The following is a 23,162-nucleotide window of genomic DNA, read 5'->3' as shown; positions in this document are numbered from 1 at the left end:
ACAGGTTTCCATGGTGTGAATGAAATCGCGTTTACAGCATGAGTCCCTGTGGGAGGCGGCTTGCCAGCGATGGGGCCAGACCATCCAGCCTCAATGCCCGCCCACCACCATCGAAGTAAACGGCGCCACATACGCCTGCAACGTCACCAGCCCGCCGACCAGGATCGCCAGCACGATCGAGTGGAAGAACACGTAGCGCAGAATCTCCCCCTCATGCCCATACCAACGTGTCGCGGTAGAGGCGACCACGATCGATTGCGCGTCGACCATTTTACCCATCACCCCGCCGGAACTGTTCGCCGCCGCCATCAAGACCGGGCTGATCCCGAGCTGTTCCGAGGTGACCCGCTGCAAGCCGCCAAACAGCACGTTCGACGCGGTATCCGAACCAGTCAACGCCACACCCAGCCAACCGAGCAAAGTGCCGAACATCGGATAGAAAATCCCCGTCGCCGCAAACGCCAGACCCATGGTCGCGTCGAGCCCTGAATAGCGCGTGAGAAACCCCAGCGCGAGCATCGCCGCAATGGTGATCAACGAAAACCGCACCACCCACAACGTACGCAGGTACTGCTTGATCAGTTGCGGGATCGAATAGCCCATCAGCAAACCACCGACGATCGCCGCCAGCAAAATCCCGCTGCCGGTGGCGGTGAACCAGGTGAATTTGTACACCGCTTCCTCGGCTTTCGGCGCGGCCACCACCGGCGGCACTTTTTCAATCTGCAGGTGCAGGGTGGTGAAGGTCACCGCAGGCGCAAAAATCGGATTGGCTTCATTCAGTGGTTTGCCCGTGGGGTCGAGCTTGGCCGAGTGCGTGACCGGATCCATCGCCGGGCGCACATCGAAGATGTTCTTGAAGCCCTGAGTGCCCCAGGCAAACACGAACACGGTGAGGATGATCCACGGCATCCATGCACGCATCACCGCCGGACGCGCCTGATCACTGAACGCGGCGCTGGCAGTGACTTTTTCTTCTTCGACCCTGGAGTTGTCGACCCGTCCTGAAAGCGCTGCCGAGGTGTGAATGGTCGCCGGTTTCCACACCTTCAGAAACAGCGTCAGAGAAGCCATGGAAATCAGCGCGGCGATGACGTCCACCAGCATCGGTCCGTGGTAGTTCGATACCAGGAACTGCGGCACGGCGAAACTCACCCCGGCCACCAGAATCGCCGGCCAGATCTCGAGCATCTTGCGCCACCCGGCGAAGGCCCAGATCAGCCAGAACGGCACCAGCACCGAGAAGAAGGGCAACTGCCGACCGACCATCATCGACAACTCCATTTCATCCAGCCCGGTGACTTTGGCCAGGGTGATGATCGGTGTGCCCAATGCGCCGAAAGCCACGGGCGCGGTGTTGGCGATCAGCGCCAGGCCTGACGCGGCCAGCGGCGAAAAACCTAGACCGATCAGAATTGCCCCGGTCACCGCCACCGGCGTACCGAACCCCGCCGCGCCTTCGAAAAACGCACCGAAGCAGAACGCGATCAGCAGCAACTGCAAGCGTCGGTCATCGGTGATACGCGCAAGGGAATCCTGCAGCACTTTGAACGAGCCGTTCTCGGTGGTCAGGCGATGCAGAAAGATGATGTTGAGGACGATCCAGCCGATCGGCAACAAGCCATTCGCCGCGCCGAACAACGCCGCAGAGCCAGCCATGCTCGCCGGCATGCCGAAGGCAAAAATCGAGATGAGCAGGGCGGAAGCCAGCGCCAGCAGCGCCGCCAGATGCGCCTTGACGTGGAAGAACGCCAGCGCCGCGAGCATCACCACCACCGGTACGGCGGCCATGAGCGTAGAGATCACCGGGTTGCCGAACGGGTCGTAGATTTGCTGCCAGACCATGGTCCACCTCTGCTTGTTGTTATTGAGGGCGCAGATCCATTGCGTCGGGCTTGATTGCAAGGAGTATAGGTGGCATTTCGCCGCCGTTCGGACGGCGCGGACAGGGCGACAAACGGTCGATAGTGGCCACTGAATCAACGGCGTTTTGCCCGGTCGTATCTGCGGCTGCGCGCACCGCGTCCTGAAGGCGTGGGCAGCGTCGCCGACTCCGTCGTCAAGACCTTGGTTTTAGGGAAGTGTTGAATGAAGCGCGCTACAACGATGCTGCTGACCGTGACCGCCGCCGTAATGCTCGGTGGCTGTGTGGCGGATTTTGATGATGACCACCGCCATGGCCGGCATTACGACCGCGACCATGGCCGCAATTACGACCATGATCGGCGCTGGGATGACCGCGATGATCGCCGCGATGGCCGTCGCTACTACCGTGATCGCGATGATGACTGATTGAACGCAAGAGGGCGTCCCGCGATGGGACGCCCTCTTTGTTTAGCGCTGTTGCCTAAGAAAAGTGAGCGCTCGCCCGGACGCTGGATCGCGCAGGCACGGAGGCCTCGATGTCCAGCAAATGGGTGGCGAGAATGTCGCTCAGAAAACGGAACTGATCGTTGATGCCGACCACTTCGTTGCTGAAGTGATTGGTGGCGGCGGGCATCAGCAGATCTTCGAAATCTTCGTTGAACACCAGTGCCTGAGCCTTGTGTGATACGACGTGCTGGTCGTAATAGTTGTTGCCGAACACCGGGAAACTTACGGAGAGTGTGACGTGGGTGTGAATCATGCTGTGAACTCCTCGTTGTGTTTCGGATGGCTTAATCGTGCCTTTGATGGGCGGTGGGCGGAAGGCAATCGTGGCGATGGTGAATATCGATGGCAGTGATGGTTGGGGTTTTTGTGGTGCTGCTGATGGCCTCATCGCTGGCAAGCCAGCTCCCACAGGTTATGAGGTGATCACAAAATCTGCGGCCGCTGGAAATCCTTCTGGGAGCTGGTTTGCCAGCGATGAGGCCGGTACATCCAACATCAGGCTCAATTGACCCACCTATACTCAAATCTGCTTCCGCCCATTTAAAGGAAATCTCAACCGTGAACCCGCGTGCGCTGCTCGTCGCCGCACTGTTGTTGCTGGCCGGCTGCGCCACTTCGGCGCGAGCGCCGGTGGCAGTGCCGCAAGCGGTGTTTGTCTCGCCGCAGACCTGGCAGCAGATCGACCGCGAAATCGTCAGCGCTTCGCAGCAGTCCACCGAGCAAGTAAAGGTATTCGCCCGTGGTTCGATGGAACATTGGCGTACTCGCGTCTATCAGCAAACTGAAGAAAATTTCATTCCGTGGTTCAGCAGCTACTGGACCCAGGAATGGCTGTCGATGAAGGTCAGTTGGTACACGATCAATGCTGGCGGTGAGCAAGACGCCTCGGCCAAGCGGTTGGCGGCGTATCTGCTTGAGCAATATCAGGAAAGGGTGTTGGCGCCGGTGGCGGTGGAGATCGATCCGGACGCGATTCTCGGCCAGGCCACGGCGTTCTATGCGCAGTTGATGGCGCAGCAAATGCCGCTCATCGCCCAGCGGCATAGTGTGCCCATTGGTCAGCTCAACGGGCGTTTGCAGAAAATCCCCGCCATCGCGCTCGGCCCGCCACCGGCGCGGGATGCTTCGCTGTTTAAGGTCATCAGTACCGAGCCGCTGAACACCTTGCCGGCCTACGCCGCGTTGATCGACAAGATCCATACCGAAGGCGGCGCCAAAGGCATAGCCTCGACCGATGCCGGCATGGCGCCGGTGGCCAAGCGCGCCAGTCAACGGATGGAAGCGGAAATGGCCCCGCGTGGCGCTGCCAGTGCGGTCGCCGCTGCTGCAGGGAAACTGGCCGGCGGATTGATTTCAGTGGGTGTGGCGGGCATTCGCGCGATCATTCAGGCCAATGACCGCCCCGACAGCGAAGCGCTGATCCGCAGCAGCCTGGGCAGCACCTTCGACAAGGCCTGGATGAAACTGGTGCAAAACCCGACCACCGGCGTCATGGCCGGCACGCTGCACATGGCCGGGCAGGTCGAGCGCAATCTGGGTGGGGGCAATGAGCCGTCGGTCGGCTTGGGCGTGAATCCTGTCGATTGGCAGCCTCCGCAATCGACTAACCAGCAGATCGAACCCAACGTGCAAGGAGAGTGATCATGGCTTACATCGATATTTTTGTGGCGCCGGTGCCGACTGCCAACCTTGAGCAGTACAAGAAACACTGCGCAATCGCGGCGAAACTGTTCAGGGAATACGGTGCGCAGGACGTGGTCCAGTGCTGGGGCGATGACGTACCGGATGGCAAGGTCACTTCATTCCCCATGGCGGTCAAACTCAAGGAAGACGAGACGGTGTCGTCCGGCTGGCTGATCTGGCCAGACAAAGCCACCCGCGATACGGGCATGGCCAAAATGATGGACGACCCGCGCATGCAGCCGGACGTCAACCCGATGGGGTTTGACGGCCAACGGATGATCTTTGGCGGCTTCAAGAACATCCTTGAGCCCTGAAGCCGCCGCAAATCCCTTATAGGCCTTCGCCTGCTCGCGATGGCTTAGGCAATTTCAACAACATTATTGACTGACCCACCGCCATCGCTGGCAAGCCAGCTCCCACAGGTATTTGTAGCGGGACACAGATACCGCAAGCACTCGAGAAACCTGTGGGAGCTGGCTTGCCAGCGATGGCGTCAACACATCCAACACTGCATCGGTTGATGCACCGCAATCGCTGGCAGGGCTAGCGCCCACAGGGTTTGTGCTTACTCGGTAGTTGGGGTGATGCGGCAGCTTTTACGCTCGCGAATCTGTTCGTCCGTGGGCCGTTCGCGGACAAATTCGAAGCGCGGCTCACCCTCGCTGTAATGCACCAGCCAGCCCCATTCCAGTTCCTTCTCATCCTGCCCGGGTTGCGGCGGTCGGGCCCACCAAGGTTCTTTGCTGAGGATCTCGCGCATGGCGGCCTCCAGTTGATGGCAATCCTTGAACTATAGCTTCCTGTCACCAGTCGTCTGATCAGGCTGTGTAGAATCCAGCGAATAACGATGGACAGGGGACCAGGGCCATGACCGATGAAGCGAAGCGACTGTTTTTCGCCCTCGATTGCCCGCCGGCGCAACGCAAGGCGATCGCTCAGTGGCGCGGGGAGTTGGGGTTGCGAACCGGTAAGCCGGTGCCGACGGACAATTTCCACCTGACGCTGTTGTTTCTTGGCGCTGTGCCATTGGCGCAGATCAATGAAGTCTGCGAGGCCGCCGGGCAAGTGCGTACGCCGGGTGAGCCATTGAAAATTTCGCTGGATCGCTTGCAGGTCTGGCATCGCGCCGGGGTGTTGTCACTGGCGCCGGACCAGGCTCCGCAGGCGTTGCTGCGATTGGTATACGCGCTGGAGCAGGCGATGTTGCCGTTCGGCTTTGAAGAGACACCCCGCGAGTTTCGCCCGCATCTGACGTTGGCCCGCGATTACCGGGCGCCGGAACCGGAATCCGCTGCGCCGCCGGAGTTTTACCTGCGCGCCGAACGCTTTGCCTTGTTCGAATCGCACAAGGGCCGCTATCGGGTTCTGCAAGATTGGTCGCTGATTTGAGCGCACAAAAAAAGGCGCCCGAGGGCGCCTGAGAATTCACCTGAGCCGAGGGAGCCAGGTGAGGCCGTTCATAGCAGGGTGCAGCGGTGGTAAGGCGCTGCGTGAACGGGAAATTTTTACACTGATCGTTCCCACGCTCTGCGTGGGAATGCCTCTTGTGACGCTCCGCGTCACGCTTTGGGACGCAGAGCGTCCCGGACTGCGTTCCCACGCGGAGCGTGGGAACGATCATCGGCTCACTTACCGAGTTTCACCCGGGTCCAGCCACGGGTCATGATCCGTTGGGTGGCAATCGGCTGATCCGGCACCGCATACAGCGTCGCCATCACCGCTTGCGAAGGATACGAGCCAGGATCGTTGCGGATCGCTTCATCCACCAGTGGCGTGGCCGCCGCGTTGGCATTGCTGTAGCCGTTGCTGTTGGTGATCTCGGCAATGATGTCCGGACGCATCAGAAAGTCCATGAACAGGTAGGCGTTATCGACGTTCGCCGCATCGCGCGGGATGGCGACCATGTCGTAGAAGCTGCCGGCGCCTTCCTTGGGAATGCTGTAGTCGATGACCACGTTGTTGCCTGATTCGACCGCGCGAGCCTTGGCCTGCAGCACGTCACCGGAGTAACCGACCGCCACGCAGATGTTGCCGTTGGCCAGATCCGAGATGTATTTCGAGGAATGGAAGTACGCCACGTTCGGGCGGATCTTCATGAACAGCGCCTCGGCTTCCTTGATGTGCGCGGTGTCCTTGTCGTTCACCGGATAGCCCAGATAGTGCAGGGCGGCCGGGATCATTTCGGTCGGCGAGTCGAGGAAACTGATACCGCAGGCTTTCAGCTTTTCAGCGTTCTCCGGCTTGAACAGCAAGTCCCAGGAATTGGTCGGGGCGTTGGCGCCGAGCACTTCCTTGACCTTCGCCGGGTTGAAGCCGATGCCGATCGAGCCCCACATGTACGGGAACGCGTGGGCATTGTCCGGATCACTGGCGGCGGCGTTTTTCAGCAGCACCGGGTTGAGGTTCTTCCAGTTCGGCAGCTTCGATTTGTCCAGCGTCTGATAGACGCCAGCCTTGATCTGCTTGGCCAGGAAACTGTTCGACGGCACGACCAGGTCGTAGCCGGATTTGCCCGCCAGCAAACGCGCCTCAAGGGTTTCGTTGCTGTCGAAAACGTCGTAGGTCACGCGGATGCCGGTCTCGTCTTCGAACTTCTTGACGGTGTCCGGCGCGATGTAATCGGACCAGTTGTAAACACGCAGCACCTTGTCGTTGGCCTGGGCGCCCATGACCATTGCGCCCATTAAGGACAGTGTCAGCAGAGTCCTGCCAAACATTTTCATCGGTACAACTCCATTCTTCTTATTCATATTACGCAAAGCCCCCTCACCCTGACCCTCTCCCGAGGGAGAGGGGACTGACCGAGGGGCTGACTACATTTGTGTAGGAGCTGTCGAGTGAAACGAGGCTGCGATCTTTTGCTCATTCACATCAAGATCAAAAGATCGCAGCGTGCAGCAGCTCCTACAGGGTTATGCGGTGGCGGCTTGTTGCGGCTGCTGCCATGACTCATTCGCGGTCTGATCCATCGCTTCCTGAATCGCACGTTTGCGGTTGGCTTCTGCCTTGCGGCCGAAGTACCAGACCAGGAAGGTCACCAGCGACACCGCCAGCAGAATCAGACTCGCCACGGCGTTGATCTCAGGCTTCACACCCAGACGCACCGCCGAGAACACTTCCATCGGCAGGGTCGTCGAACCCGGGCCGGACACGAAGCTGGCCAACACCAGGTCATCCAGCGACAGGGCGAACGACATCATGCCGCCCGCTGCCAGCGAAGGGGCGATCATCGGAATGGTGATCAGGAAAAACACCTTGAACGGCTTCGCCCCGAGATCCATCGCCGCTTCTTCGATCGACAGGTCCAGCTCGCGCAGGCGGGCGGAGACTACCACCGCCACATAGGCTGCACAAAACGTGGTGTGGGCGATCCAGATCGTGACGATGCCACGCTCCTGCGGCCAGCCGATCAACTGCGCCATCGCCACGAACAGCAGCAACAGCGACAGACCGGTGATCACCTCAGGCATCACCAACGGCGCAGTGACCAGACCGCCAAACAGCGTGCGCCCCTTGAAACGCGTCACTCGAGTCAGCACAAAAGCGGCGAGGGTGCCCAGCGCTACAGCGGCAATCGCGGTGTAGCAGGCGATTTCCAGCGAGCGCACCACCGAGCCCATCAGTTGCGTGTTGTCGAGCAGGCCGACGTACCACTTCACCGACCAGCCGCCCCACACCGTCACCAGTTTGGATGCGTTGAACGAGTAGATCACCAGAATCAGCATCGGCAGATAAATGAACATCAGACCGAAGATCAGCATGAACTTGGAAAAACCGAAGCGTTTCATCCCCGTGCCTCCATCTCTTTGGCCTGGCTGCGGTTGAACAGCAGAATCGGCACAATCAGGATCAACAGCATCACCACCGCCAGCGCAGACGCCACCGGCCAGTCGCGGTTATTGAAGAACTCTTGCCACAGCACGCGACCGATCATCAGCGTCTCCGGGCCACCCAGCAGTTCAGGAATCACGAACTCACCGACCACCGGAATGAACACCAGCATGCAGCCAGCGATAATGCCGTTCTTGGCCAGCGGCACGGTGATTTTCCAGAAGTTGTTGAAGTTGCTCGAACCCAGATCCTGCGCGGCCTCCAGCAGACTGCCGTCATGCTTGACGAGGTTGGCGTACAGCGGCAAGACCATGAACGGCAGGTAGGCGTAAACCACACCGATATACACAGCCGTGTTGGTGTTGAGGATCTCGATCGGGTGATCGGTCAGCCCCGTCCACATCAGAAACGCGTTGAGCAGACCGTTGTTGCTGAGGATGCCCATCCACGCATAAACGCGGATCAGGATCGCGGTCCAGGTCGGCATCATGATCAACAGCAGCAGGACGTTTTGCGTTTCCTTGCCGGTCTTGGTGATTGCGTAGGCCATCGGAAAACCGATCAGCAGACACATCAGCGTGCTCAGCGCCGCGACTTTCAGCGAACCGAGGTAGGCCGACAGATACAGCTCGTCTTCGCCGAGCAGGGTGTAGTTGCCGATGTTCAGCAGCAGCTGGAATTTCTGTTCGGCGTAGGTGTAGATCTCCGAGTACGGCGGGATCGCCAGCGCAGCTTCCGAGAAGCTGATTTTCATCACCAGGAAAAACGGCAGCATGAAGAACAGGAACAGCCAGATGAACGGAATGCCGATCACCAGTTTTCGTCCGCTGGGCACCAGGCGCAGGAATTGCTGATTGAAGGTTCTCATGAGCGCAGTACCACGCCGCTGTCGTCTTCCCACCACACGTAGACCTTGTCGTCCCAGGTCGGACGCGCGCCACGGCGTTCGGCGTTGGCCATGAACGACTGGACGATTTTGCCGCCGGGCAATTCGACGTAGAACACCGAGTGGCCGCCGAGGTAGGCGATGTCATGCACCTTGCCTTCGGACCAGTTGTAGCGGAATTCCGGCTTGGTCGTGCTGACAAGCATTTTTTCCGGACGGATCGCGTAGGTGACCGACTTGTCCTGCACCGAAGTGCTGACGCCGTGACCGACGTAAATCTTCTGTTCGAGGTCCGGGCTGTGGATGATCGCGTGACCTTCAAGGTCTTCCACCACGGTGCCGTCAAAGGCGTTCACGTTGCCGATGAATTCGCAAACCATGCGGCTGACCGGGGCTTCGTAGATGTCGACCGGGCTGCCGATCTGGGCGATCCAGCCCAGGTGCATGATCGCGATGCGCTCGGCCATGGTCATGGCTTCTTCCTGGTCGTGAGTCACCATCACGCAGGTCACGCCAACGCGTTCGATGATCTGTACCAGCTCCAGTTGCATCTGCGAACGCAGCTTTTTATCCAGCGCGCCCATCGGTTCGTCGAGCAGTAGCAGCTTCGGACGTTTGGCCAGCGAGCGGGCGAGGGCGACGCGCTGACGCTGGCCGCCGGACAACTGGTGCGGGCGGCGTTTGGCGTATTGGGTCATGTGCACCAGGCGCAGCATTTCATCGACACGGGCGTCGATTTCGCTGGCAGGCAAACGGTCTTGCTTGAGGCCGAAGGCGATGTTCTGCGCAACGGTCATGTGTGGGAACAGCGCGTAGGACTGGAACATCATGTTGATCGGCCGCTCGTACGGCGGCATGTCGGTGATGTCCACGCCGTCGAGCAGAATCCGCCCTTCGGTCGGGCGCTCGAAACCGGCGAGCATGCGCAGCAGGGTCGATTTGCCCGAACCGGAGCCACCGAGCAGGGCGAAGATTTCGCCCTGATGGATCTCCAGGGACACATCGTCCACTGCCACGGTTTCGTCGAACTTCTTGGTGACACGATCGACTTTCACCAGCACCTTTTTCGGTTGCTGATGACCTTCAAGTGCCTTCCTGTAAGTGCTGGAGGCGTTTGCCATGTGAAACTCCCAACAGGTTTCGTTCGCCTGGCCAATGTGGCCGGGCTTAAGTGGATTGCAAGCCTGTAAGCGCTGCCCCGGTCGAATCGCCGCAATATCCTGTGGGAGCTGGCTTGCCAGCGATGGCGGTGGGGCAGTCACCCTTGATGTTGAAGGTGACGGCCTCATCGCTGGCAAGCCAGCTCCCACAGGGTTTTGCATTGTTCTGACAGGTATTGCACTTACCGATCCGGCTTGGTCGGCGCCGCCATCCTGGCTGCCTGGGTCGTACTTGTTGTTATTACGGGTGTTGTTCACGAAGGGCGGATGTGCGCAGGCACACCCGACCTCCGAGGGGGCAGTAAATCGTTATGGATTCTTATAGTGAGTCAGCGTTTATTGCGCCGCGCCGCCCGCTGCCGGCAAGCCGCACCGAATGCCTGGAAAATCTTCAGGTAATTCGGGTTGTCGAGCACTTGCCATTCCGGGTGCCATTGCACGCCGAGGGCGAAGGTCGGGCTGTGCTCGACCGAGATCGCCTCGATCAAACCGTCCGGCGCCACGGCTTCAGCACGCAGGCCGGGGGCGAGGCGGTCGATGCCCTGGCTGTGAATCGAGTTGACCTGGAACTCGCCCGGCAGCTCCAGCGCTTCGAACACGCCGCCAGCGAGCACGGTCACCGCATGGGCCGGTGCGTATTGCACGGCCACGTCCGGGCTGTCGGCTTCGCGGTGATCGAGCATGCCCGGCAACTCATGCACCTTCTGGTGCAGGCTGCCGCCGAACGCCACGTTCATTTCCTGGAAGCCACGGCAAATGCCGAGGACCGGAACGCCCGCCGCGATGGCTGCACGCAATAAAGGAAGGGTAGTGGCGTCCCGCGCCGGATCGTGATCCGTGCCGGGTTCGCTGGCCGGACCTTGATAGTGGAAGGGTTCCACGTTCGAGGGTGAGCCGGTCAGCAACAGACCGTCGAGTTGACCGAGCAGGTCTTCGATTTCGGTCAGGTTGCCAAGAGAAGGAATGACCACTGGCAACCCGTTAGCGCCAACGCTGACAGCACGTAAGTACTTGTCGCCGCTGATGTGATAGGGGTGCAGGCCAATCTGTTTGACGCACGCTGTAACGCCGATCAATGGCTTGAATGCCATTTTTATTCACCTCGAAGTTTGACACTTGAACGAGCTTTTCCGGAGCTTAGCCTCGTTGATTTTAATTAACAACTGCCATGTAAAAAATTCTAAACGCCGTTCATCCTATCTTCATGGTTCTCGGGGCTTTGGCGCCTGTATTGGCACGCGAGTGTTAAAAAAAGCCCGAAAAATAAACCTTTGGCGGTCATCTGTTCGCTATTGACTTCACTTTGCCGTTCGGGTTGACTGGCTCGGCGAAACAGCAGTGAACATAATAATTAACAGCTAAATAGGTGCATCATGTCGGTCCCTCTGCGTACCGTTCAACTCAACGAAGCAAACGCATTCCTTAAGAAATATCCTGAGGTTTTGTACGTCGACCTTCTGATTGCGGATATGAACGGTGTGGTGCGCGGCAAGCGCATCGAACGCACCAGTCTTCATAAGGTTTACGAGAAAGGCATCAACCTGCCGGCCTCGCTTTTCGCCCTCGACATCAATGGCTCCACGGTGGAAAGCACCGGCCTGGGTCTGGACATCGGCGACGCTGACCGCATTTGCTACCCGATCCCCGGCACCCTGAGCATCGAGCCGTGGCAGAAACGCCCAACTGCACAACTCTTGATGACCATGCACGAGATCGAAGGCCAGCCATTCTTCGCTGACCCGCGTGAAGTGCTGGCCAACGTCGTGCGCAAATTCGACGACCTCGGGCTGACCATCTGCGCGGCGTTCGAACTCGAGTTCTATCTGATCGATCAGGACAACGTGAACGGTCGTCCGCAATCGCCACGTTCGCCGGTGTCCGGCAAGCGACCGGTATCGACTCAGGTGTACCTGATCGACGACCTCGACGAATACGTCGACTGCCTGCAAGACATCCTCGAAGGCGCGAAAGAGCAGGGCATCCCGGCTGACGCGATCGTCAAGGAAAGCGCCCCGGCGCAGTTCGAAGTCAACCTGCATCACGTCTCCGACCCGATCAAGGCGTGCGACTACGCCGTCCTGCTCAAGCGTCTGGTGAAGAACATCGCCTATGACCACGAGATGGACACCACCTTCATGGCCAAGCCGTACCCGGGCCAGGCGGGCAACGGTTTGCACGTGCACATTTCGATCCTGGACAAAGAAGGCAACAACATCTTCGCCAGCGAGGATCCCGAGCAGAACGCCGCACTGCGTCACGCGATCGGCGGTGTGCTGGAGACCCTGCCTGCGCAAATGGCGTTCCTCTGCCCGAACGTCAACTCGTACCGCCGCTTCGGCGCGCAGTTCTACGTACCGAACTCGCCGAGCTGGGGCATCGACAACCGCACCGTTGCGGTCCGCGTGCCAACCGGTTCGGCCGATGCTGTGCGTATCGAGCATCGCGTGGCTGGCGCTGACGCCAACCCGTACCTGCTGATGGCTTCGGTGCTGGCCGGTATTCACCACGGTCTGACCAATCAAATCGAGCCGGGCGCCCCGGTGGAAGGCAACAGCTACGAGCAGAACGAACAGAGCCTGCCGAACAACCTGCGCGACGCACTGCGCGAGCTGGACGACAGCGAAGTCATGGCTCGCTACATCGACCCGATGTACATCGACGTGTTTGTCGCGTGCAAGGAAAGCGAGCTGGCCGAGTTCGAGAACTCGATTTCTGACCTTGAGTACAACTGGTATCTGCATACGGTGTGATTGGCTGAGGCCCCCAAAAGCCAAAAGCCCCTCACCCTAACCCTCTCCCAAAGGGAGAGGGGACTGATCCGGGGATGCTCGGGCAATCCGCCGACCTGAACGTTTTTTGCCGAATCCAAATTCGACTCGGTCATTCAGGTCGGTGCATCTCCCGAGACACTTCGGTCGGTCCCCTCTCCCCCCGGGAGAGGGCTAGGGTGAGGGCAGCCATCCCAAGCCAGACATCGCAGCCAGACAACACCCCCAATCCCCCCTTGTCGAGCCACAACAATGACAACGACCCGCAACGACTGGGAACAACGCTTCCAGTCCCTGACCATCGAAGCCCGCGCGTTCATCAACGGTGAATACCGCCCGGCCATCAGTGGCGACACCTTCGAATGCCTGAGCCCCGTCGACGGCCGTTTCCTCGCCTCCGTGGCCAGTACCGATGAAGCCGACGCCAACCTCGCCGTTGAAGCCGCGCGCCAGTCTTTCGAATCCGGCATCTGGGCGAAAAAAGCCCCGGCCGAGCGCAAGCGCATTCTGATCCGCTTCGCCGATCTGATCCTGCAGAACCAGGAAGAACTGGCGCTGCTGGAAACCCTCGACATGGGTAAACCGATCAGCGACTCGATGAGCATCGACATCCCGGCGACCGCCAACGCGATCCGCTGGAGCGCCGAAGCCATCGACAAGATCTACGACGAAGTCGCCGCCACCCCGCACGATCAACTCGGTCTCGTCACTCGCGAGCCGTCGGGCGTCGTTGCGGCCATCGTGCCGTGGAATTTTCCGCTGATCATGGCCAGCTGGAAATTCGCCCCAGCACTGGCAGCGGGCAACTCGTTCATTCTCAAACCTTCGGAAAAATCGCCGCTGACCGCGATCCGCATCGCCCAACTGGCGCTGGATGCCGGCATTCCGAAAGGCGTGTTCAACGTGCTGCCAGGCTTCGGTCACACCGTCGGCAAGGCGCTGGCGTTGCACATGGACGTTGACGTGCTGGCCTTCACCGGCTCCACGGCGATTGCCAAGCAACTGATGATTTATGCAGGCCTTAGCAACATGAAACGCGTCTGGCTCGAAGCAGGGGGCAAGAGCCCGAACGTGGTGTTTGCCGACGCACCGGACTTGCGCGCGGCAGCACAAGCAGCGGCCGGCGCCATTGCCTTCAACCAGGGCGAAGTGTGCACCGCCGGTTCGCGTTTGCTGGTCGAGCGTTCGATCCGTGAACAATTCATTCCGCTGCTGGTGGAAGCGCTGCAAGCGTGGAAACCGGGTCATTCACTCGATCCAGCCACCACCGTCGGCGCCGTGGTCGATCAGCGTCAACTCGACAACGTGCTGCGCTACATCAGCATCGGTCGCGAGCAGGGCGCCGAGCTGATTGCCGGCGGCCAACGCACCCTCGAAGAAACCGGTGGCCTGTATGTGCAACCGGCGCTGTTCGACGGCGTGACCAACGCAATGACCATCGCCCAGGAAGAAATTTTTGGCCCAGTGCTGTCGCTGATCACCTTCGACACTGCGGAAGAAGCCCTGCAGATCGCCAACGACAGCATCTTCGGCCTCGCCGCCGGCGTCTGGACCAGCAACCTGAGCAAGGCGCACACCTTCGCCCGTGGTCTGCGTGCCGGCAGCGTCTGGGTCAACCAGTACGACGGCGGCGACATGACCGCACCGTTCGGTGGCTTCAAACAGTCGGGCAACGGTCGCGACAAATCGCTGCACGCGTTCGACAAGTACACCGAGCTGAAAGCGACCTGGATCAAGCTCTGACTCTATTACAGCGGTGGTCGCCCTCTATTGGCGGCCCTCGGAGAAACGTATGAAACAGCAACACGTAAACAGCTACTACGCCGCCACTCGCAATGAAGTCATCGACTTTCCGGTTCTGGAAGAGTCGGTCGAGTGCGATGTCTGCATTATCGGCGCCGGTTACACCGGCCTGTCCTCGGCGCTGTTCCTCACCGAAGCCGGCTACAAAGTGACGGTGCTGGAAGCGGCGAAAGTTGGCTACGGCGCCAGCGGTCGCAATGGCGGTCAACTGGTCAACTCCTACAGCCGTGACGTCGACGTGATCGAAGAGCGCTATGGCGACAAGACTGCAGAAATTCTCGGCAGCATGATCTTCGAAGGCGCCGACATCATCCGGTCGCGCATCAAGGAATACGACATCCAATGCGACTACCGCCCGGGCGGTATCTTCGCAGCGATGAACAAAAAGCAACTCAACGGCCTGGCTGAGCAGAAGCGCGGCTGGGAACGTTATGGCAACCGCAATCTGAAGATGCTCGACGCGGCTGACATTCGTCGCGAAGTCGGTTCCGATGCTTACGTCGGCGGTCTGCTGGACATGCAGGGTGGTCACGTTCACCCTCTGAACCTGGCCCTCGGCGAAGCAGCGGCGATTACGCGTTTGGGTGGCAAAATCTACGAGCAGTCGGCTGCCGTGGAAATCAAATACGGCGAGCCCAACGTCGTGCGCACCGCCAAAGGCCAGGTCCGCGCCAAGTACCTTCTGATCGCCGGCAACGCCTACCTGCCGCAAGGTCTGGATAATCGCGTAACTGCGAAAAGCATGCCGTGCGGCTCGCAGATCGTCGTCACCGAACCTTTGACCGAGAAACAGGCGCGCAGCCTGATCACCAACAACTACTGCGTCGAAGACTGCAACTACCTGCTGGATTACTACCGCCTGACGGCCGACAACCGTCTGCTGTACGGCGGTGGTGTGGTCTACGGCGCACGCGAACCGGACGACATCGAACAACTGATCCGCCCGAAGATCCTCAAGACCTTCCCGCAGCTCAAGGACGTCAAGATCGACTACCGCTGGACCGGCAACTTCCTGCTGACCATGTCCCGCATGCCGCAATTCGGTCGCATCGAAAAGAACGCCTACTACATGCAAGGCTACAGCGGCCACGGCGTCACCTGCTCGCACCTGGCCGGCAAACTGATCTCGGAAATGATCCGTGGCGACGCTGAACGTTTCGATGCGTTCGCCTCGTTGCCGCACATGCCGATGATCGGCGGCCGCACGTTCTCGGCGCCACTCACCGCCCTGGGAGCCGTCTACTACTCACTGCGCGACCGCTTCGGCCTCTAAGTTACCTCCCCGGCGGCGGTCCCCAAGACCCCGCCGGTTTTTATTCTCCTAACACCACAAAACCTGTGGGAGCTGGCTTGCCAGCGATAGCGGTCTTTCAGCAAAAGGGATGTTGAATGTGCCACCCAATCGCTGGCAAGCCAGCTCCCACAGGTTTTGTATTCAGCCCAGAATTACCACCGGCAGGTTCATTTCACCCACCGTCCATCGAACCTGCTGAGCAACACCGGCAAACGTGATTTAATAGCCGCCTTTCACGGTTCCGGGACACGGGAGCAACGTGATCCGCGCCCCTCGCGCGGCACCCGCCACCCACCCCCATTACCCGTGGGTCTGCGCGAGAACCGCCGAGCGGCGATCAGGCAAGGCAAAAACAGGCGAGGAAGCGGAGTGTAGGGCCCTACATGAGCATTCCGAGCCTGTTTTTAACGCAGCATGATCGTCGCGCAGGCAGTTTTCGCGCAGAGCCTAAGTACTTCTCACATAAGGCAGTCATGGATACGGGTTCTCGACTCAAACTAGTACGCGAAAGCTACAAACTCTCCCAGCGCGAGCTGGCCCGGCGTAGCGGCGTGACCAATGCCACCATCTCCCTGATCGAACAGAATCGCGTCAGCCCCTCCGTCAGCTCCCTGAAAAAGCTGCTCGAAGGCATCCCGATGTCCTTGGCCGACTTCTTCACCTTCGACCAACCCCCGCGCGAACACCAATACGTCTTCCGCGCCAACGAACAACCCGACCTCGGCCGCCACGGCCTGCGCCTGCTTCTGATCGGCGCCTCCGTGCCCAGTCGCCAGATGCGTCTGCTGCGCGAGCAGTACGCACCGGGCGCGAGTTCCGGGGAAGAGCCGATTGTGCATGCGGAAGGTGAGGAGTGTGGGCTCGTCACCCGTGGCACGGTGGAGTTGACCGTGGATGGGTCGGTGAGCGTGTTGAATGCGGGGGATGGGTATTACTTTCCGACGACGCTGCCGCATAAGTTCCGCAATATCGGGGCGGATGAGGCTGAGATTATTAGTGCGAATACGCCGGCTAACTTCTGATCGCTGTATAAATTAGGCGCACGCTGCGAATAAATCCGACACCTTTTATTGGGTTTCGGATTTTTTTTGCGTGGATGAAATTTTTGTAGGGTGCAGGGTTTTTATTTGTAGGAAGGTTCTGAATGAGTGCGCGATCATGCGAGGTTAAGGATGTTATGGCTCTTCTGGCATGTTTACATTGCGTGGTGGTTGATCGGAGGTCGTTTTTGATTGTCCGTAGAGCTTGATTTTTTAGGCGATAGCTATGTGAGGGGGCGGACTGTGCAATTAAAGGATCTTCGGTGTTTTTTTCGTGTTTATTGTCTAATTCTTGCTTCCTCCTTTTTCTGGAGTGTAATGGTCTTAAACTGTATTGGTCAGTTTATTGAGCTTGAGGGGGACCTGGTCTGGGTAGTGTTTTTTGTTGTTTTTGTTCTATTTGCTTTGCATGGTTTTATTTTTTCTGTTCCATCGCTTCGCCATATGCTCGATGGGGAAATGATCGAAAAAAAGCACTATAATTTACGATGGGTGTTAATCGAACTGATCTTTTTGTCTATGGTATTGGCCATTGCTTTTGTTCCTTTTATGATGGGGTTTGATTTTTTTAATGGTGTTTCGTACTGGGTGATAGCGTTTCTTCTGTTCGTGTTATTTTTTGGGTTGTTTTGCTATTTAAGCTTTTTTCAGCGTTCGTTTCGCTCTCGCCGTTAGTGGACTGGTTGTGTGATTACTTTTCAAGGCTTGATTCTTTAATTGAGTTTAGTGTGAAGCTGTCGGTTAAAGCTTCGAATGCTAAGGTTGGTATTCCAATTTGCTTGTGGGCCCGTTCGTAGTTTATAGGGTCTCTATTGAAAAGTTGCACTGAGTCTGGCTTCCGGACGAGATGTATCATGCCTCGAATAGACAGATAAAGATCTACTGTGTAATAGGTAAAATTACCGTTTCTGATGCCGAAAACTTTCTGATAACCCATCCTGATAGGACCCACGACACTTGGTTTGTCAGGGCCGTTGTAGATGTTTCCCACACCCTCATAAATGTTGTTGACGCCGTGCCCGATTAAGGCAATGCCCGTAACGCCAGCTTTACCTCGGGTGGCTCCAATCGCTAAGGCGCCAGCCTGAATTTGTAGGGTTCCTGAAGCAATGCTCACCCCATTCTGAAAATAAAACATGGATTTGGCAGAAAGCTCTGCATACTCCTCCCTCAGTTCCTGCAACCCTTGCTTCGCACTAATAACCCCTTCATCCACCGCCCGGATAATCTCATTCGCATAAGACGACACAATCTCGCCAAACTTGAGCTGGCTGAAACTGTCGTACAACTGCGTGGCGCCGATCTGGCAGCCGAAAGCGACCAAGTCTGACGCGGTGCGGGTAACGTCGTTAATGTCGCATGAGTCCTCATTCATCATTATTCCCCCACGTGCTGTAGCCGCACGTACCCGCTTGAATATGTGTCCAACTGATTTCGCGATAAGTGAATGACACCAGTTCCTGTGGCTGTGCGTCATTCAAATGAATGGCGTGAGGGACCTGGAGACTGATGTGGGCGACTTTTGCACCATTGATTTGAATTTTAAAGTATTTGTCCTGAGTACCGGCCGGTGAAGTTCGGTAGAAGAAGATAGTGCATTCCAGCACTTCGCGTTCGTGGAGTGCGGCGGACAAGAGAGGGGAGGATTTGTCGATGTTCTTGGTGATCATGATTGGCAGGTGTTGGCCCCGGTCGGCGCCCACGCTGCCGTTATTGCCAGCAGTCATGTTGTGTGAGTAGGCCAGGACCATGATTTCATCCAGGTGGCCCAACTGGCATTTGTTGCCGATTGAGCTAGTGTCGGAACATCCGCCGGAGATCAGTCCTTGTCGGTTTCCGGTGATAGTCATGTAACTGTGATTGGCCATGGCTGCTCTGCTTTATTAAAAGATTGGTCTTGCCTGCAGAGTAACTGTCAAATAAACCCAAGACGGAGAGGGAAAAGTTCAGAGGTTTTCAAACTCAGACGCGTCTTACAGGAACAGCGGAAGTCAGGAAGTGAATGTTCTGAAGTGGTAATAAAGTTATGTCCGATTTTAAGGCCGCTTTGTATCCCGGCGGGAGCAAGCTCTCTCGCCACATGGGGTGTTTTCCTGCGCAGTTTTCAGATATCGAAATTCGGCGAATCTACCGAGCGATAACCATTCGTCCGACACACCGCACCTTCGCCGCCCACCGTCTTCCAATGCTGTAACTCACCCAGCAAAGGAAGAGCCACCATGCTGAACCATAAAATCGCGGTGTTTACCCTCGCGGCGTTTCTGTCCGGTAGTTCGCTGTACGCGATCGCGGCCGGCGAAACGTCCACACCGACAGCGAACGACGGCACCAGCCAGACTCGTGAGCCGGCGTCCCCAGCCACCAATGCCGATCCAGATGCCGACTCGCTCCCCAAGGGCGGTGATGGTGGCAAGACCGACAATGGGCCGGTGCCTTCTGCCTCCAAACCCAGCCCTGCGGGCCAACCGTCCGGTAGCAGCAGTGGTGGTAATGGCGGTGGTTAATGGATATCGCGCACTAAAAGAGCCCGGTCTTTTGAGCCGGGCTTTTCTTTTGCCTATCGCATACACAGATATCCAACGATTACTTCGCCTTCCAATGCCCGCCACCATTCTCACAATCAATCCGCGCCTGCGCCAAATGCTCCACGTCGTAGTAATACGTGGTCACTTGGGCGTTGTTGGGGATGTTTAGCGCCTTGGCATTCTTGTCTTTGCTGGTGGAGTGCGGGTTGGCCAGGGATTCCTGAGTGATCGTGGCGATACATGTCGCCTGATAGTGGTCTGCGCAGTGTTCAACCTTGTTCTTGGTGCTGTTGAGCATGTCTTTGCTTTCGTTACTGCATGACCAGTCGATTGAGTTCACCGGCATGCCTTCGTATTCATAGCAGCTGTGGGTTTCCACCGCTGGCACTGAGGCGCTGGAGGATTGGGTCTGGACGTCGCAGCCTTCGGCCATGACGCAGGTGGGGATGACGGCGAAGGTGGCGAGCAGAAGCAGGAATCGAATGTTCATCGGGGTTTCCTCTTCAAAGGCGCCGTGTCTGATCGAGGATTTGGCGCTGATACAGTTTCGAGATTGTGCGGAGGAGGGAGGTTCCATCGGGTTTTTGATTTGCTCCCGTGGCGTACACTGCGAAACAATCGGAAACATTCAGCGCCCAAGGATTGGAACATTGCCCATGATTGAAATCGGCAGCCGCAATAACGCGCCCCCCTCGCAGCATCCATTCCACGACATCTACCTGTTTCACATTGACCCCGCAAAGCCAGAAACACCGTTCTGTTTCGAGCAGTCAATGTCCGGCGGGCATATGGAGCATGGCGGTGCGCGGTGGTTGGCGCTGGATGAGCTGGACGCCTGGCCGGGAGAGTGGCGTGAGCATTTGAAAAAGGCCGATTGCGCGTGGGTTGCCGAGTTGATCGATGCCCATCCAAAAGCCGATCAGGCCTCACTGGTGTCGCTGATTCTTCAGCGTCATTGCGGGCCAGCGAAGCCAGTCAGTCGCCTGAAGGCGATCGGCAACTGGCTCAAGCGCAATATCCATGTCGGCGGCCGCTACGGTGTTTAAACCTCGGAGATTTTCATGACCCAGACCCTCGAACGCGCTATCGCCATCGCCGCCACGGCCCATGCCGGGCAGGTCGACAAGGGCGGTGCGCCGTACATTCTGCATCCGCTGAAAGTCATGTTACGCATGAGCACCCTGGAAGAACGCATCGTCGCCGTGCTGCACGATGTGGTTGAGGATTGCGGTGTCAGCCTTGATGACTTGCGCAAGGAAGGCTTCAGCGAGGAGGTTTTGAGCGCTATCGAATCCGTGACCAAAGTGCCGGGCGAATCCTATGAAGACTTCGTTGACCGCGCCGCGCAGAACCCGATTGGGCGGGTGGTAAAACTGGCGGATCTGGAAGAGAACAGCGACTTGTCGCGGATTGCTTCGCCGAGTTGGGAGGATCTGGAGCGGATCGAGAAGTATCGGCGGGCGATTGGACGGTTGCGTATGTAATAGAAACGACCTCTTTGTGGGAGCGAGCCTGCTCGCGAAGGCGTCAGGTCAGTTACATATCTGCGACTGGCATGACGCTTTCGCGAGCAGGCTCGCTCCCACAGTGACAGGTGATAATTCGACGATGTCGGGTCAGTTTATTTGCCAGGAAGGCGACTATGAAATCCATTCTGTGTTTGTTGATTGCTGCCGGTTTCGGCGCGCTGTTGCAGTTCGAAGGCGTGCCCCATGGCCTGCTGCTGGGTTCGATCATCGTTACCGCATTGTTTGCCAGCAAAACTGGTATCGCGCCGGCAACTCCTTATGGACTGGGCTACATCCAGGTCACGCTGGGCATCGCCACCGGGCTGATGTTCGAAGCGTGGGACAGTGAGACGGCCTCGACGATGTTGCCGAGCCTCGGTGTGTTGCTGATTTGCCTGGCAGTGCAGATCGCATTGGCCGGATGGTGGCTGACGCGCGGTGCAGGCTGGAATCGCACTGATGCGCTGTTGGCGGTTTATCCCGGTGCGCTGGCGGCGGTGTTCGATTTACTCGAGTCGGAAAAGGCATCGAGCAAGGTCATCATCGTGCATCTAATGCGCTTGCTGCTGATCACGGTGCTGGTGAGTTTCCTGATTCCCGGTCAAGCCGCTGCGGTGGCGGTTGCCGATGGTGATCCACTGACCACAGGCATGGCGTTGACCGCGCTTTCGGTGATCGCGTTGAGCGTGCTGCTCGGGCGCTTGCTGCTGGTGATTGGCGTGCCGGCGCCGTTCATGCTCACGGCGATCATTATCACTGCCGTGTTCGTGAAATCGGGATGGCTGCACGGTTTTCATATGCCGGACTGGAGTTTGAATCTGGCGGCGCTGATTCTCGGTGTGCGGATCGGTTCAAGGTTTCAGGGGCTGGGTGTTGCGGAGCTGGGGCGTCATGGGCGCACCGCGTTGGTCTCGGTCGGGTTGATGATCGTGGTTGCAGCGGTATTTGCTGAAGTGGCGGCGCGGTGGCTTGGCAGTGATCCGCTGTCACTGTGGCTGGCGTATATGCCGGGGGCGATAGAGACGATTGCGATTGTCGCGTTTGGTGGTGGGCTGAATGTGGTGTTTATTCTGACTCATCATTTGAGCCGGATGGTGTTGCTGCACTTTGCGCCGGCGTTGTTGGTGCAGGTGCGGCGGGCGCGTGAAGAGGCCTGACTGGAGCCTCGGATGCCAGCATGTTGCGGTGTGTCAGTTAGATCCATCCCCCTCACCCCAGCCCTCTCCCCCAGGGGGGCGAGGGGGAAAGGGAGCCGATCTTCATGTCATTCAAAACCTGAGTTCGACTCGGGTATCTCACGTCACGGGGAAGCTTTCAAAACCTGAGTTCGACTCGGTGTTTCAGGTCGGCGTACCTCTTCCAAACACCTCGGTCAGTCCCCTCTCCCTCTGGGAGAGGGTTAGGGTGAGGGGCTTTTGCTCTACGTGGTTGATGCGGCACTAGCGGATGTGTGCGTCGAAGCCTTCGCTATCTGGCGCGATATCGCTCTTCAACGTCAAAGCGGGGATTTCGTATTCGCCGGCATTCTGCTGCCGAAACCCAATCGGCCGCGCACTCCACAACTCATCCAACCGCCGCCCCAACTCATCGCAAGTCTCGGCATACCGCGCCGCATCCATCCGACTGGTCCGATACACCACAAACGGTGGCACCACTTCAAAACCGGGGTAGTACAAAATCCCGTGCTGAATCGGAAACAGCAAATCATCCATCGGCCCGTTAATCCCGCGCGGCGCATAGTGCGATTCCCAGCCACCGGTGGTGACCATCAACATCGCCCGTTTGCCTTTCATTTTTCCTTCGCCATAACGCTCGCCCCAACGGCTGTCGGAATGCTCGCCGACGCCGTAGGCAAAACCGTAGGCGTACACCCGATCAACCCAGCCTTTGAGAATCGCCGGCAGGGTGAACCACCACAGCGGAAACTGCAGGATCAGCGCATCCGCCCACAACAGTTTTTCCTGCTCGCGAGCGATGTCGGCGGCTTGAGTGCCTTCGGCGTATGCGGTTTTCGAGTCGAGGGAGGCGTGGAACGGTTTGCTCGCATCGCGCTGCGGGGCGTCGTCGGCGTCGAGGGTGGCTTTCCAGTTCATTGCGTAGAGGTCGGAGACCTGCACGGTGTGACCGGCGGCTTGCAGACGCTGGACGCTGAAGTCGCGCAGCGAGCCGTTGAGGGAAGTCGGTTCCGGGTGTGCGTAGACGAGTAAGACGTTCATGTTGAAGCTCCGTTAGCTGAGTGACTGCAGGATCGGCGTTCAACCGGTATATTGGAAATGAATGTCTGATATGTC

26 protein-coding genes are annotated in these 23,162 nt (G+C 58.3%); 14 read left to right on the top strand and 12 right to left on the bottom strand.

Features of this window, described 5'->3' with window-relative positions:
• Nucleotides 1-90: 90 nt before the first annotated feature.
• Nucleotides 91-1,845 (bottom strand): L-lactate permease, encoded by a 1,755-nt coding sequence (locus tag ACIF4X_RS05355; protein WP_397481257.1) that lies wholly within the window; start codon nucleotides 1,843-1,845, stop codon nucleotides 91-93.
• Nucleotides 1,846-2,088: 243 nt separating this feature from the next.
• On the opposite strand from ACIF4X_RS05355, the gene ACIF4X_RS05350 reads away from it, so the two are divergent.
• Complete coding sequence (locus ACIF4X_RS05350; protein ID WP_064120858.1) at nucleotides 2,089-2,292, top strand: hypothetical protein; 204 nt, start codon at nucleotides 2,089-2,091, stop codon at nucleotides 2,290-2,292.
• Between the two features lie 55 nt (nucleotides 2,293-2,347).
• Here ACIF4X_RS05350 and ACIF4X_RS05345 read toward each other — a convergent pair whose 3' ends face one another.
• On the bottom strand, nucleotides 2,348-2,626 hold the full coding sequence (locus tag ACIF4X_RS05345; protein WP_397481256.1) for a hypothetical protein: 279 nt from the start codon (nucleotides 2,624-2,626) through the stop codon (nucleotides 2,348-2,350).
• A 70-nt stretch (nucleotides 2,627-2,696) separates the two neighbouring features.
• Here ACIF4X_RS05345 and ACIF4X_RS05340 point away from each other — a divergent pair, with 70 nt between their 5' ends.
• From ACIF4X_RS05340 to ACIF4X_RS05330, 3 genes are read left to right on the top strand one after another with little or no spacing between them, the layout of a single operon-like run.
• A complete protein-coding gene (locus ACIF4X_RS05340) occupies nucleotides 2,697-2,882 on the top strand; it encodes a hypothetical protein (protein WP_397481255.1) in 186 nt (61 codons plus the stop codon).
• Between the two features lie 49 nt (nucleotides 2,883-2,931).
• Nucleotides 2,932-4,014 (top strand): hypothetical protein, encoded by a 1,083-nt coding sequence (locus ACIF4X_RS05335; protein WP_397481254.1) that lies wholly within the window; start codon nucleotides 2,932-2,934, stop codon nucleotides 4,012-4,014.
• 2 nt (nucleotides 4,015-4,016) lie between these two features.
• A complete protein-coding gene (locus tag ACIF4X_RS05330) occupies nucleotides 4,017-4,370 on the top strand; it encodes a DUF1428 domain-containing protein (protein ID WP_397481253.1) in 354 nt (117 codons plus the stop codon).
• Nucleotides 4,371-4,621: 251 nt separating this feature from the next.
• On the opposite strand, the gene ACIF4X_RS05325 is transcribed toward ACIF4X_RS05330, so the two are convergent.
• A complete protein-coding gene (locus ACIF4X_RS05325; protein WP_397481252.1) occupies nucleotides 4,622-4,816 on the bottom strand; it encodes a hypothetical protein in 195 nt (64 codons plus the stop codon).
• A gap of 107 nt (nucleotides 4,817-4,923) precedes the next feature.
• On the opposite strand from ACIF4X_RS05325, the gene thpR reads away from it, so the two are divergent.
• Nucleotides 4,924-5,445, top strand: a complete 522-nt coding sequence (thpR, locus tag ACIF4X_RS05320; RefSeq protein ID WP_397481251.1) for an RNA 2',3'-cyclic phosphodiesterase — start codon at nucleotides 4,924-4,926, stop codon at nucleotides 5,443-5,445.
• Nucleotides 5,446-5,681: 236 nt separating this feature from the next.
• On the opposite strand, the gene ACIF4X_RS05315 is transcribed toward thpR, so the two are convergent.
• From ACIF4X_RS05315 to ACIF4X_RS05295, 5 genes are all read right to left on the bottom strand, one after another.
• Nucleotides 5,682-6,779 (bottom strand): polyamine ABC transporter substrate-binding protein, encoded by a 1,098-nt coding sequence (locus tag ACIF4X_RS05315; protein ID WP_007919260.1) that lies wholly within the window; start codon nucleotides 6,777-6,779, stop codon nucleotides 5,682-5,684.
• Nucleotides 6,780-6,968: 189 nt separating this feature from the next.
• Nucleotides 6,969-7,844 carry an ABC transporter permease subunit gene (locus tag ACIF4X_RS05310; protein WP_034155531.1) on the bottom strand — a complete coding sequence of 292 codons (876 nt, stop codon included), beginning with the start codon at nucleotides 7,842-7,844 and terminating at the stop codon, nucleotides 6,969-6,971.
• On the bottom strand, nucleotides 7,841-8,722 hold the full coding sequence (locus ACIF4X_RS05305) for an ABC transporter permease subunit (protein ID WP_397481379.1): 882 nt from the start codon (nucleotides 8,720-8,722) through the stop codon (nucleotides 7,841-7,843). The genes ACIF4X_RS05310 and ACIF4X_RS05305 overlap by 4 nt, the downstream gene beginning before the upstream one ends.
• Nucleotides 8,723-8,751: 29 nt before the next feature.
• Entirely contained in the window at nucleotides 8,752-9,894 is a 1,143-nt protein-coding gene (locus tag ACIF4X_RS05300; protein WP_064120849.1) for an ABC transporter ATP-binding protein, read from the bottom strand.
• A 368-nt stretch (nucleotides 9,895-10,262) separates the two neighbouring features.
• A complete protein-coding gene (locus tag ACIF4X_RS05295; protein WP_397481250.1) occupies nucleotides 10,263-11,024 on the bottom strand; it encodes a gamma-glutamyl-gamma-aminobutyrate hydrolase family protein in 762 nt (253 codons plus the stop codon).
• 282 nt (nucleotides 11,025-11,306) lie between these two features.
• On the opposite strand from ACIF4X_RS05295, the gene ACIF4X_RS05290 reads away from it, so the two are divergent.
• From ACIF4X_RS05290 to ACIF4X_RS05270, 5 genes are all read left to right on the top strand, one after another.
• Nucleotides 11,307-12,683 (top strand): glutamine synthetase family protein, encoded by a 1,377-nt coding sequence (locus ACIF4X_RS05290; protein WP_007918694.1) that lies wholly within the window; start codon nucleotides 11,307-11,309, stop codon nucleotides 12,681-12,683.
• Nucleotides 12,684-12,953: 270 nt separating this feature from the next.
• The gene (locus ACIF4X_RS05285; RefSeq protein WP_397481249.1) at nucleotides 12,954-14,444 is read left to right on the top strand and encodes an aldehyde dehydrogenase; all 1,491 of its coding nucleotides are present in this window, start codon (nucleotides 12,954-12,956) and stop codon (nucleotides 14,442-14,444) included.
• Nucleotides 14,445-14,493: 49 nt separating this feature from the next.
• On the top strand, nucleotides 14,494-15,777 hold the full coding sequence (locus ACIF4X_RS05280; protein ID WP_397481248.1) for an NAD(P)/FAD-dependent oxidoreductase: 1,284 nt from the start codon (nucleotides 14,494-14,496) through the stop codon (nucleotides 15,775-15,777).
• Between the two features lie 494 nt (nucleotides 15,778-16,271).
• Nucleotides 16,272-16,820 carry a cupin domain-containing protein gene (locus ACIF4X_RS05275; protein WP_007950154.1) on the top strand — a complete coding sequence of 183 codons (549 nt, stop codon included), beginning with the start codon at nucleotides 16,272-16,274 and terminating at the stop codon, nucleotides 16,818-16,820.
• Between the two features lie 210 nt (nucleotides 16,821-17,030).
• On the top strand, nucleotides 17,031-17,513 hold the full coding sequence (locus tag ACIF4X_RS05270; RefSeq protein WP_397481247.1) for a hypothetical protein: 483 nt from the start codon (nucleotides 17,031-17,033) through the stop codon (nucleotides 17,511-17,513).
• 16 nt (nucleotides 17,514-17,529) lie between these two features.
• Here ACIF4X_RS05270 and ACIF4X_RS05265 read toward each other — a convergent pair whose 3' ends face one another.
• Both ACIF4X_RS05265 and ACIF4X_RS05260 read right to left on the bottom strand, forming a co-directional pair.
• Entirely contained in the window at nucleotides 17,530-18,213 is a 684-nt protein-coding gene (locus ACIF4X_RS05265) for a DUF4225 domain-containing protein (protein WP_397481246.1), read from the bottom strand.
• Nucleotides 18,206-18,706, bottom strand: coding sequence for an Hcp family type VI secretion system effector (locus ACIF4X_RS05260; RefSeq protein WP_397481245.1), 501 nt, complete (start codon nucleotides 18,704-18,706; stop codon nucleotides 18,206-18,208). The genes ACIF4X_RS05265 and ACIF4X_RS05260 overlap by 8 nt, the downstream gene beginning before the upstream one ends.
• Nucleotides 18,707-19,057: 351 nt before the next feature.
• Here ACIF4X_RS05260 and ACIF4X_RS05255 point away from each other — a divergent pair, with 351 nt between their 5' ends.
• On the top strand, nucleotides 19,058-19,342 hold the full coding sequence (locus tag ACIF4X_RS05255) for a hypothetical protein (protein WP_397481244.1): 285 nt from the start codon (nucleotides 19,058-19,060) through the stop codon (nucleotides 19,340-19,342).
• 79 nt (nucleotides 19,343-19,421) lie between these two features.
• Here the strand turns inward: ACIF4X_RS05255 and ACIF4X_RS05250 are convergent, their stop codons facing one another.
• On the bottom strand, nucleotides 19,422-19,853 hold the full coding sequence (locus ACIF4X_RS05250) for a hypothetical protein (RefSeq protein ID WP_397481243.1): 432 nt from the start codon (nucleotides 19,851-19,853) through the stop codon (nucleotides 19,422-19,424).
• Between the two features lie 166 nt (nucleotides 19,854-20,019).
• Between ACIF4X_RS05250 and ACIF4X_RS05245 the strand changes: the two genes are divergently transcribed.
• The 3 genes from ACIF4X_RS05245 to ACIF4X_RS05235 all read left to right on the top strand — a co-directional run bounded on the left by ACIF4X_RS05245 (nucleotide 20,020) and on the right by ACIF4X_RS05235 (nucleotide 22,028).
• Nucleotides 20,020-20,409: a hypothetical protein gene (locus ACIF4X_RS05245; protein WP_397481242.1), complete on the top strand. Its 390-nt coding sequence runs from the start codon at nucleotides 20,020-20,022 to the stop codon at nucleotides 20,407-20,409.
• Between the two features lie 15 nt (nucleotides 20,410-20,424).
• Nucleotides 20,425-20,847, top strand: a complete 423-nt coding sequence (locus ACIF4X_RS05240) for an HD domain-containing protein (RefSeq protein WP_397481241.1) — start codon at nucleotides 20,425-20,427, stop codon at nucleotides 20,845-20,847.
• A gap of 158 nt (nucleotides 20,848-21,005) precedes the next feature.
• Nucleotides 21,006-22,028 carry an AbrB family transcriptional regulator gene (locus ACIF4X_RS05235; protein ID WP_397481240.1) on the top strand — a complete coding sequence of 341 codons (1,023 nt, stop codon included), beginning with the start codon at nucleotides 21,006-21,008 and terminating at the stop codon, nucleotides 22,026-22,028.
• Between the two features lie 282 nt (nucleotides 22,029-22,310).
• Here the strand turns inward: ACIF4X_RS05235 and ACIF4X_RS05230 are convergent, their stop codons facing one another.
• Nucleotides 22,311-23,087, bottom strand: a complete 777-nt coding sequence (locus tag ACIF4X_RS05230; protein ID WP_397481239.1) for an NAD(P)H-dependent oxidoreductase — start codon at nucleotides 23,085-23,087, stop codon at nucleotides 22,311-22,313.
• Between the last annotated feature and the right edge of the window lie 75 nt (nucleotides 23,088-23,162).

This window comes from Pseudomonas sp. NPDC085632, from assembly GCF_044541255.1.
Taxonomy (GTDB): domain Bacteria; phylum Pseudomonadota; class Gammaproteobacteria; order Pseudomonadales; family Pseudomonadaceae; genus Aquipseudomonas.
Note: the sequence above shows the minus strand (reverse complement) of the source record. Positions and strands in the feature narration are given on the sequence as shown.

What these genes read in the sequence shown, in the direction of transcription:
- ACIF4X_RS05240 (WP_397481241.1), top strand. Translation starts at nt 20,425, where the DNA reads ATGACCCAGACCCTCGAACGCGCTATCGCCATCGCCGCCACGGCCCAT.
- ACIF4X_RS05285 (WP_397481249.1), top strand. Translation starts at nt 12,954, where the DNA reads ATGACAACGACCCGCAACGACTGGGAACAACGCTTCCAGTCCCTGACC.
- ACIF4X_RS05310 (WP_034155531.1), bottom strand. Translation starts at nt 7,844, where the DNA reads ATGAAACGCTTCGGTTTTTCCAAGTTCATGCTGATCTTCGGTCTGATG.
- ACIF4X_RS05265 (WP_397481246.1), bottom strand. Translation starts at nt 18,213, where the DNA reads ATGAATGAGGACTCATGCGACATTAACGACGTTACCCGCACCGCGTCA.
- ACIF4X_RS05275 (WP_007950154.1), top strand. Translation starts at nt 16,272, where the DNA reads ATGGATACGGGTTCTCGACTCAAACTAGTACGCGAAAGCTACAAACTC.
- ACIF4X_RS05245 (WP_397481242.1), top strand. Translation starts at nt 20,020, where the DNA reads ATGATTGAAATCGGCAGCCGCAATAACGCGCCCCCCTCGCAGCATCCA.
- ACIF4X_RS05345 (WP_397481256.1), bottom strand. Translation starts at nt 2,626, where the DNA reads ATGATTCACACCCACGTCACACTCTCCGTAAGTTTCCCGGTGTTCGGC.
- ACIF4X_RS05350 (WP_064120858.1), top strand. Translation starts at nt 2,089, where the DNA reads ATGAAGCGCGCTACAACGATGCTGCTGACCGTGACCGCCGCCGTAATG.
- ACIF4X_RS05300 (WP_064120849.1), bottom strand. Translation starts at nt 9,894, where the DNA reads ATGGCAAACGCCTCCAGCACTTACAGGAAGGCACTTGAAGGTCATCAG.
- ACIF4X_RS05250 (WP_397481243.1), bottom strand. Translation starts at nt 19,853, where the DNA reads ATGAACATTCGATTCCTGCTTCTGCTCGCCACCTTCGCCGTCATCCCC.
- ACIF4X_RS05295 (WP_397481250.1), bottom strand. Translation starts at nt 11,024, where the DNA reads ATGGCATTCAAGCCATTGATCGGCGTTACAGCGTGCGTCAAACAGATT.
- ACIF4X_RS05280 (WP_397481248.1), top strand. Translation starts at nt 14,494, where the DNA reads ATGAAACAGCAACACGTAAACAGCTACTACGCCGCCACTCGCAATGAA.
- ACIF4X_RS05315 (WP_007919260.1), bottom strand. Translation starts at nt 6,779, where the DNA reads ATGAAAATGTTTGGCAGGACTCTGCTGACACTGTCCTTAATGGGCGCA.
- ACIF4X_RS05330 (WP_397481253.1), top strand. Translation starts at nt 4,017, where the DNA reads ATGGCTTACATCGATATTTTTGTGGCGCCGGTGCCGACTGCCAACCTT.
- ACIF4X_RS05290 (WP_007918694.1), top strand. Translation starts at nt 11,307, where the DNA reads ATGTCGGTCCCTCTGCGTACCGTTCAACTCAACGAAGCAAACGCATTC.
- ACIF4X_RS05230 (WP_397481239.1), bottom strand. Translation starts at nt 23,087, where the DNA reads ATGAACGTCTTACTCGTCTACGCACACCCGGAACCGACTTCCCTCAAC.
- ACIF4X_RS05255 (WP_397481244.1), top strand. Translation starts at nt 19,058, where the DNA reads ATGCTGAACCATAAAATCGCGGTGTTTACCCTCGCGGCGTTTCTGTCC.
- ACIF4X_RS05355 (WP_397481257.1), bottom strand. Translation starts at nt 1,845, where the DNA reads ATGGTCTGGCAGCAAATCTACGACCCGTTCGGCAACCCGGTGATCTCT.
- ACIF4X_RS05325 (WP_397481252.1), bottom strand. Translation starts at nt 4,816, where the DNA reads ATGCGCGAGATCCTCAGCAAAGAACCTTGGTGGGCCCGACCGCCGCAA.
- thpR (WP_397481251.1), top strand. Translation starts at nt 4,924, where the DNA reads ATGACCGATGAAGCGAAGCGACTGTTTTTCGCCCTCGATTGCCCGCCG.
- ACIF4X_RS05260 (WP_397481245.1), bottom strand. Translation starts at nt 18,706, where the DNA reads ATGGCCAATCACAGTTACATGACTATCACCGGAAACCGACAAGGACTG.
- ACIF4X_RS05235 (WP_397481240.1), top strand. Translation starts at nt 21,006, where the DNA reads ATGAAATCCATTCTGTGTTTGTTGATTGCTGCCGGTTTCGGCGCGCTG.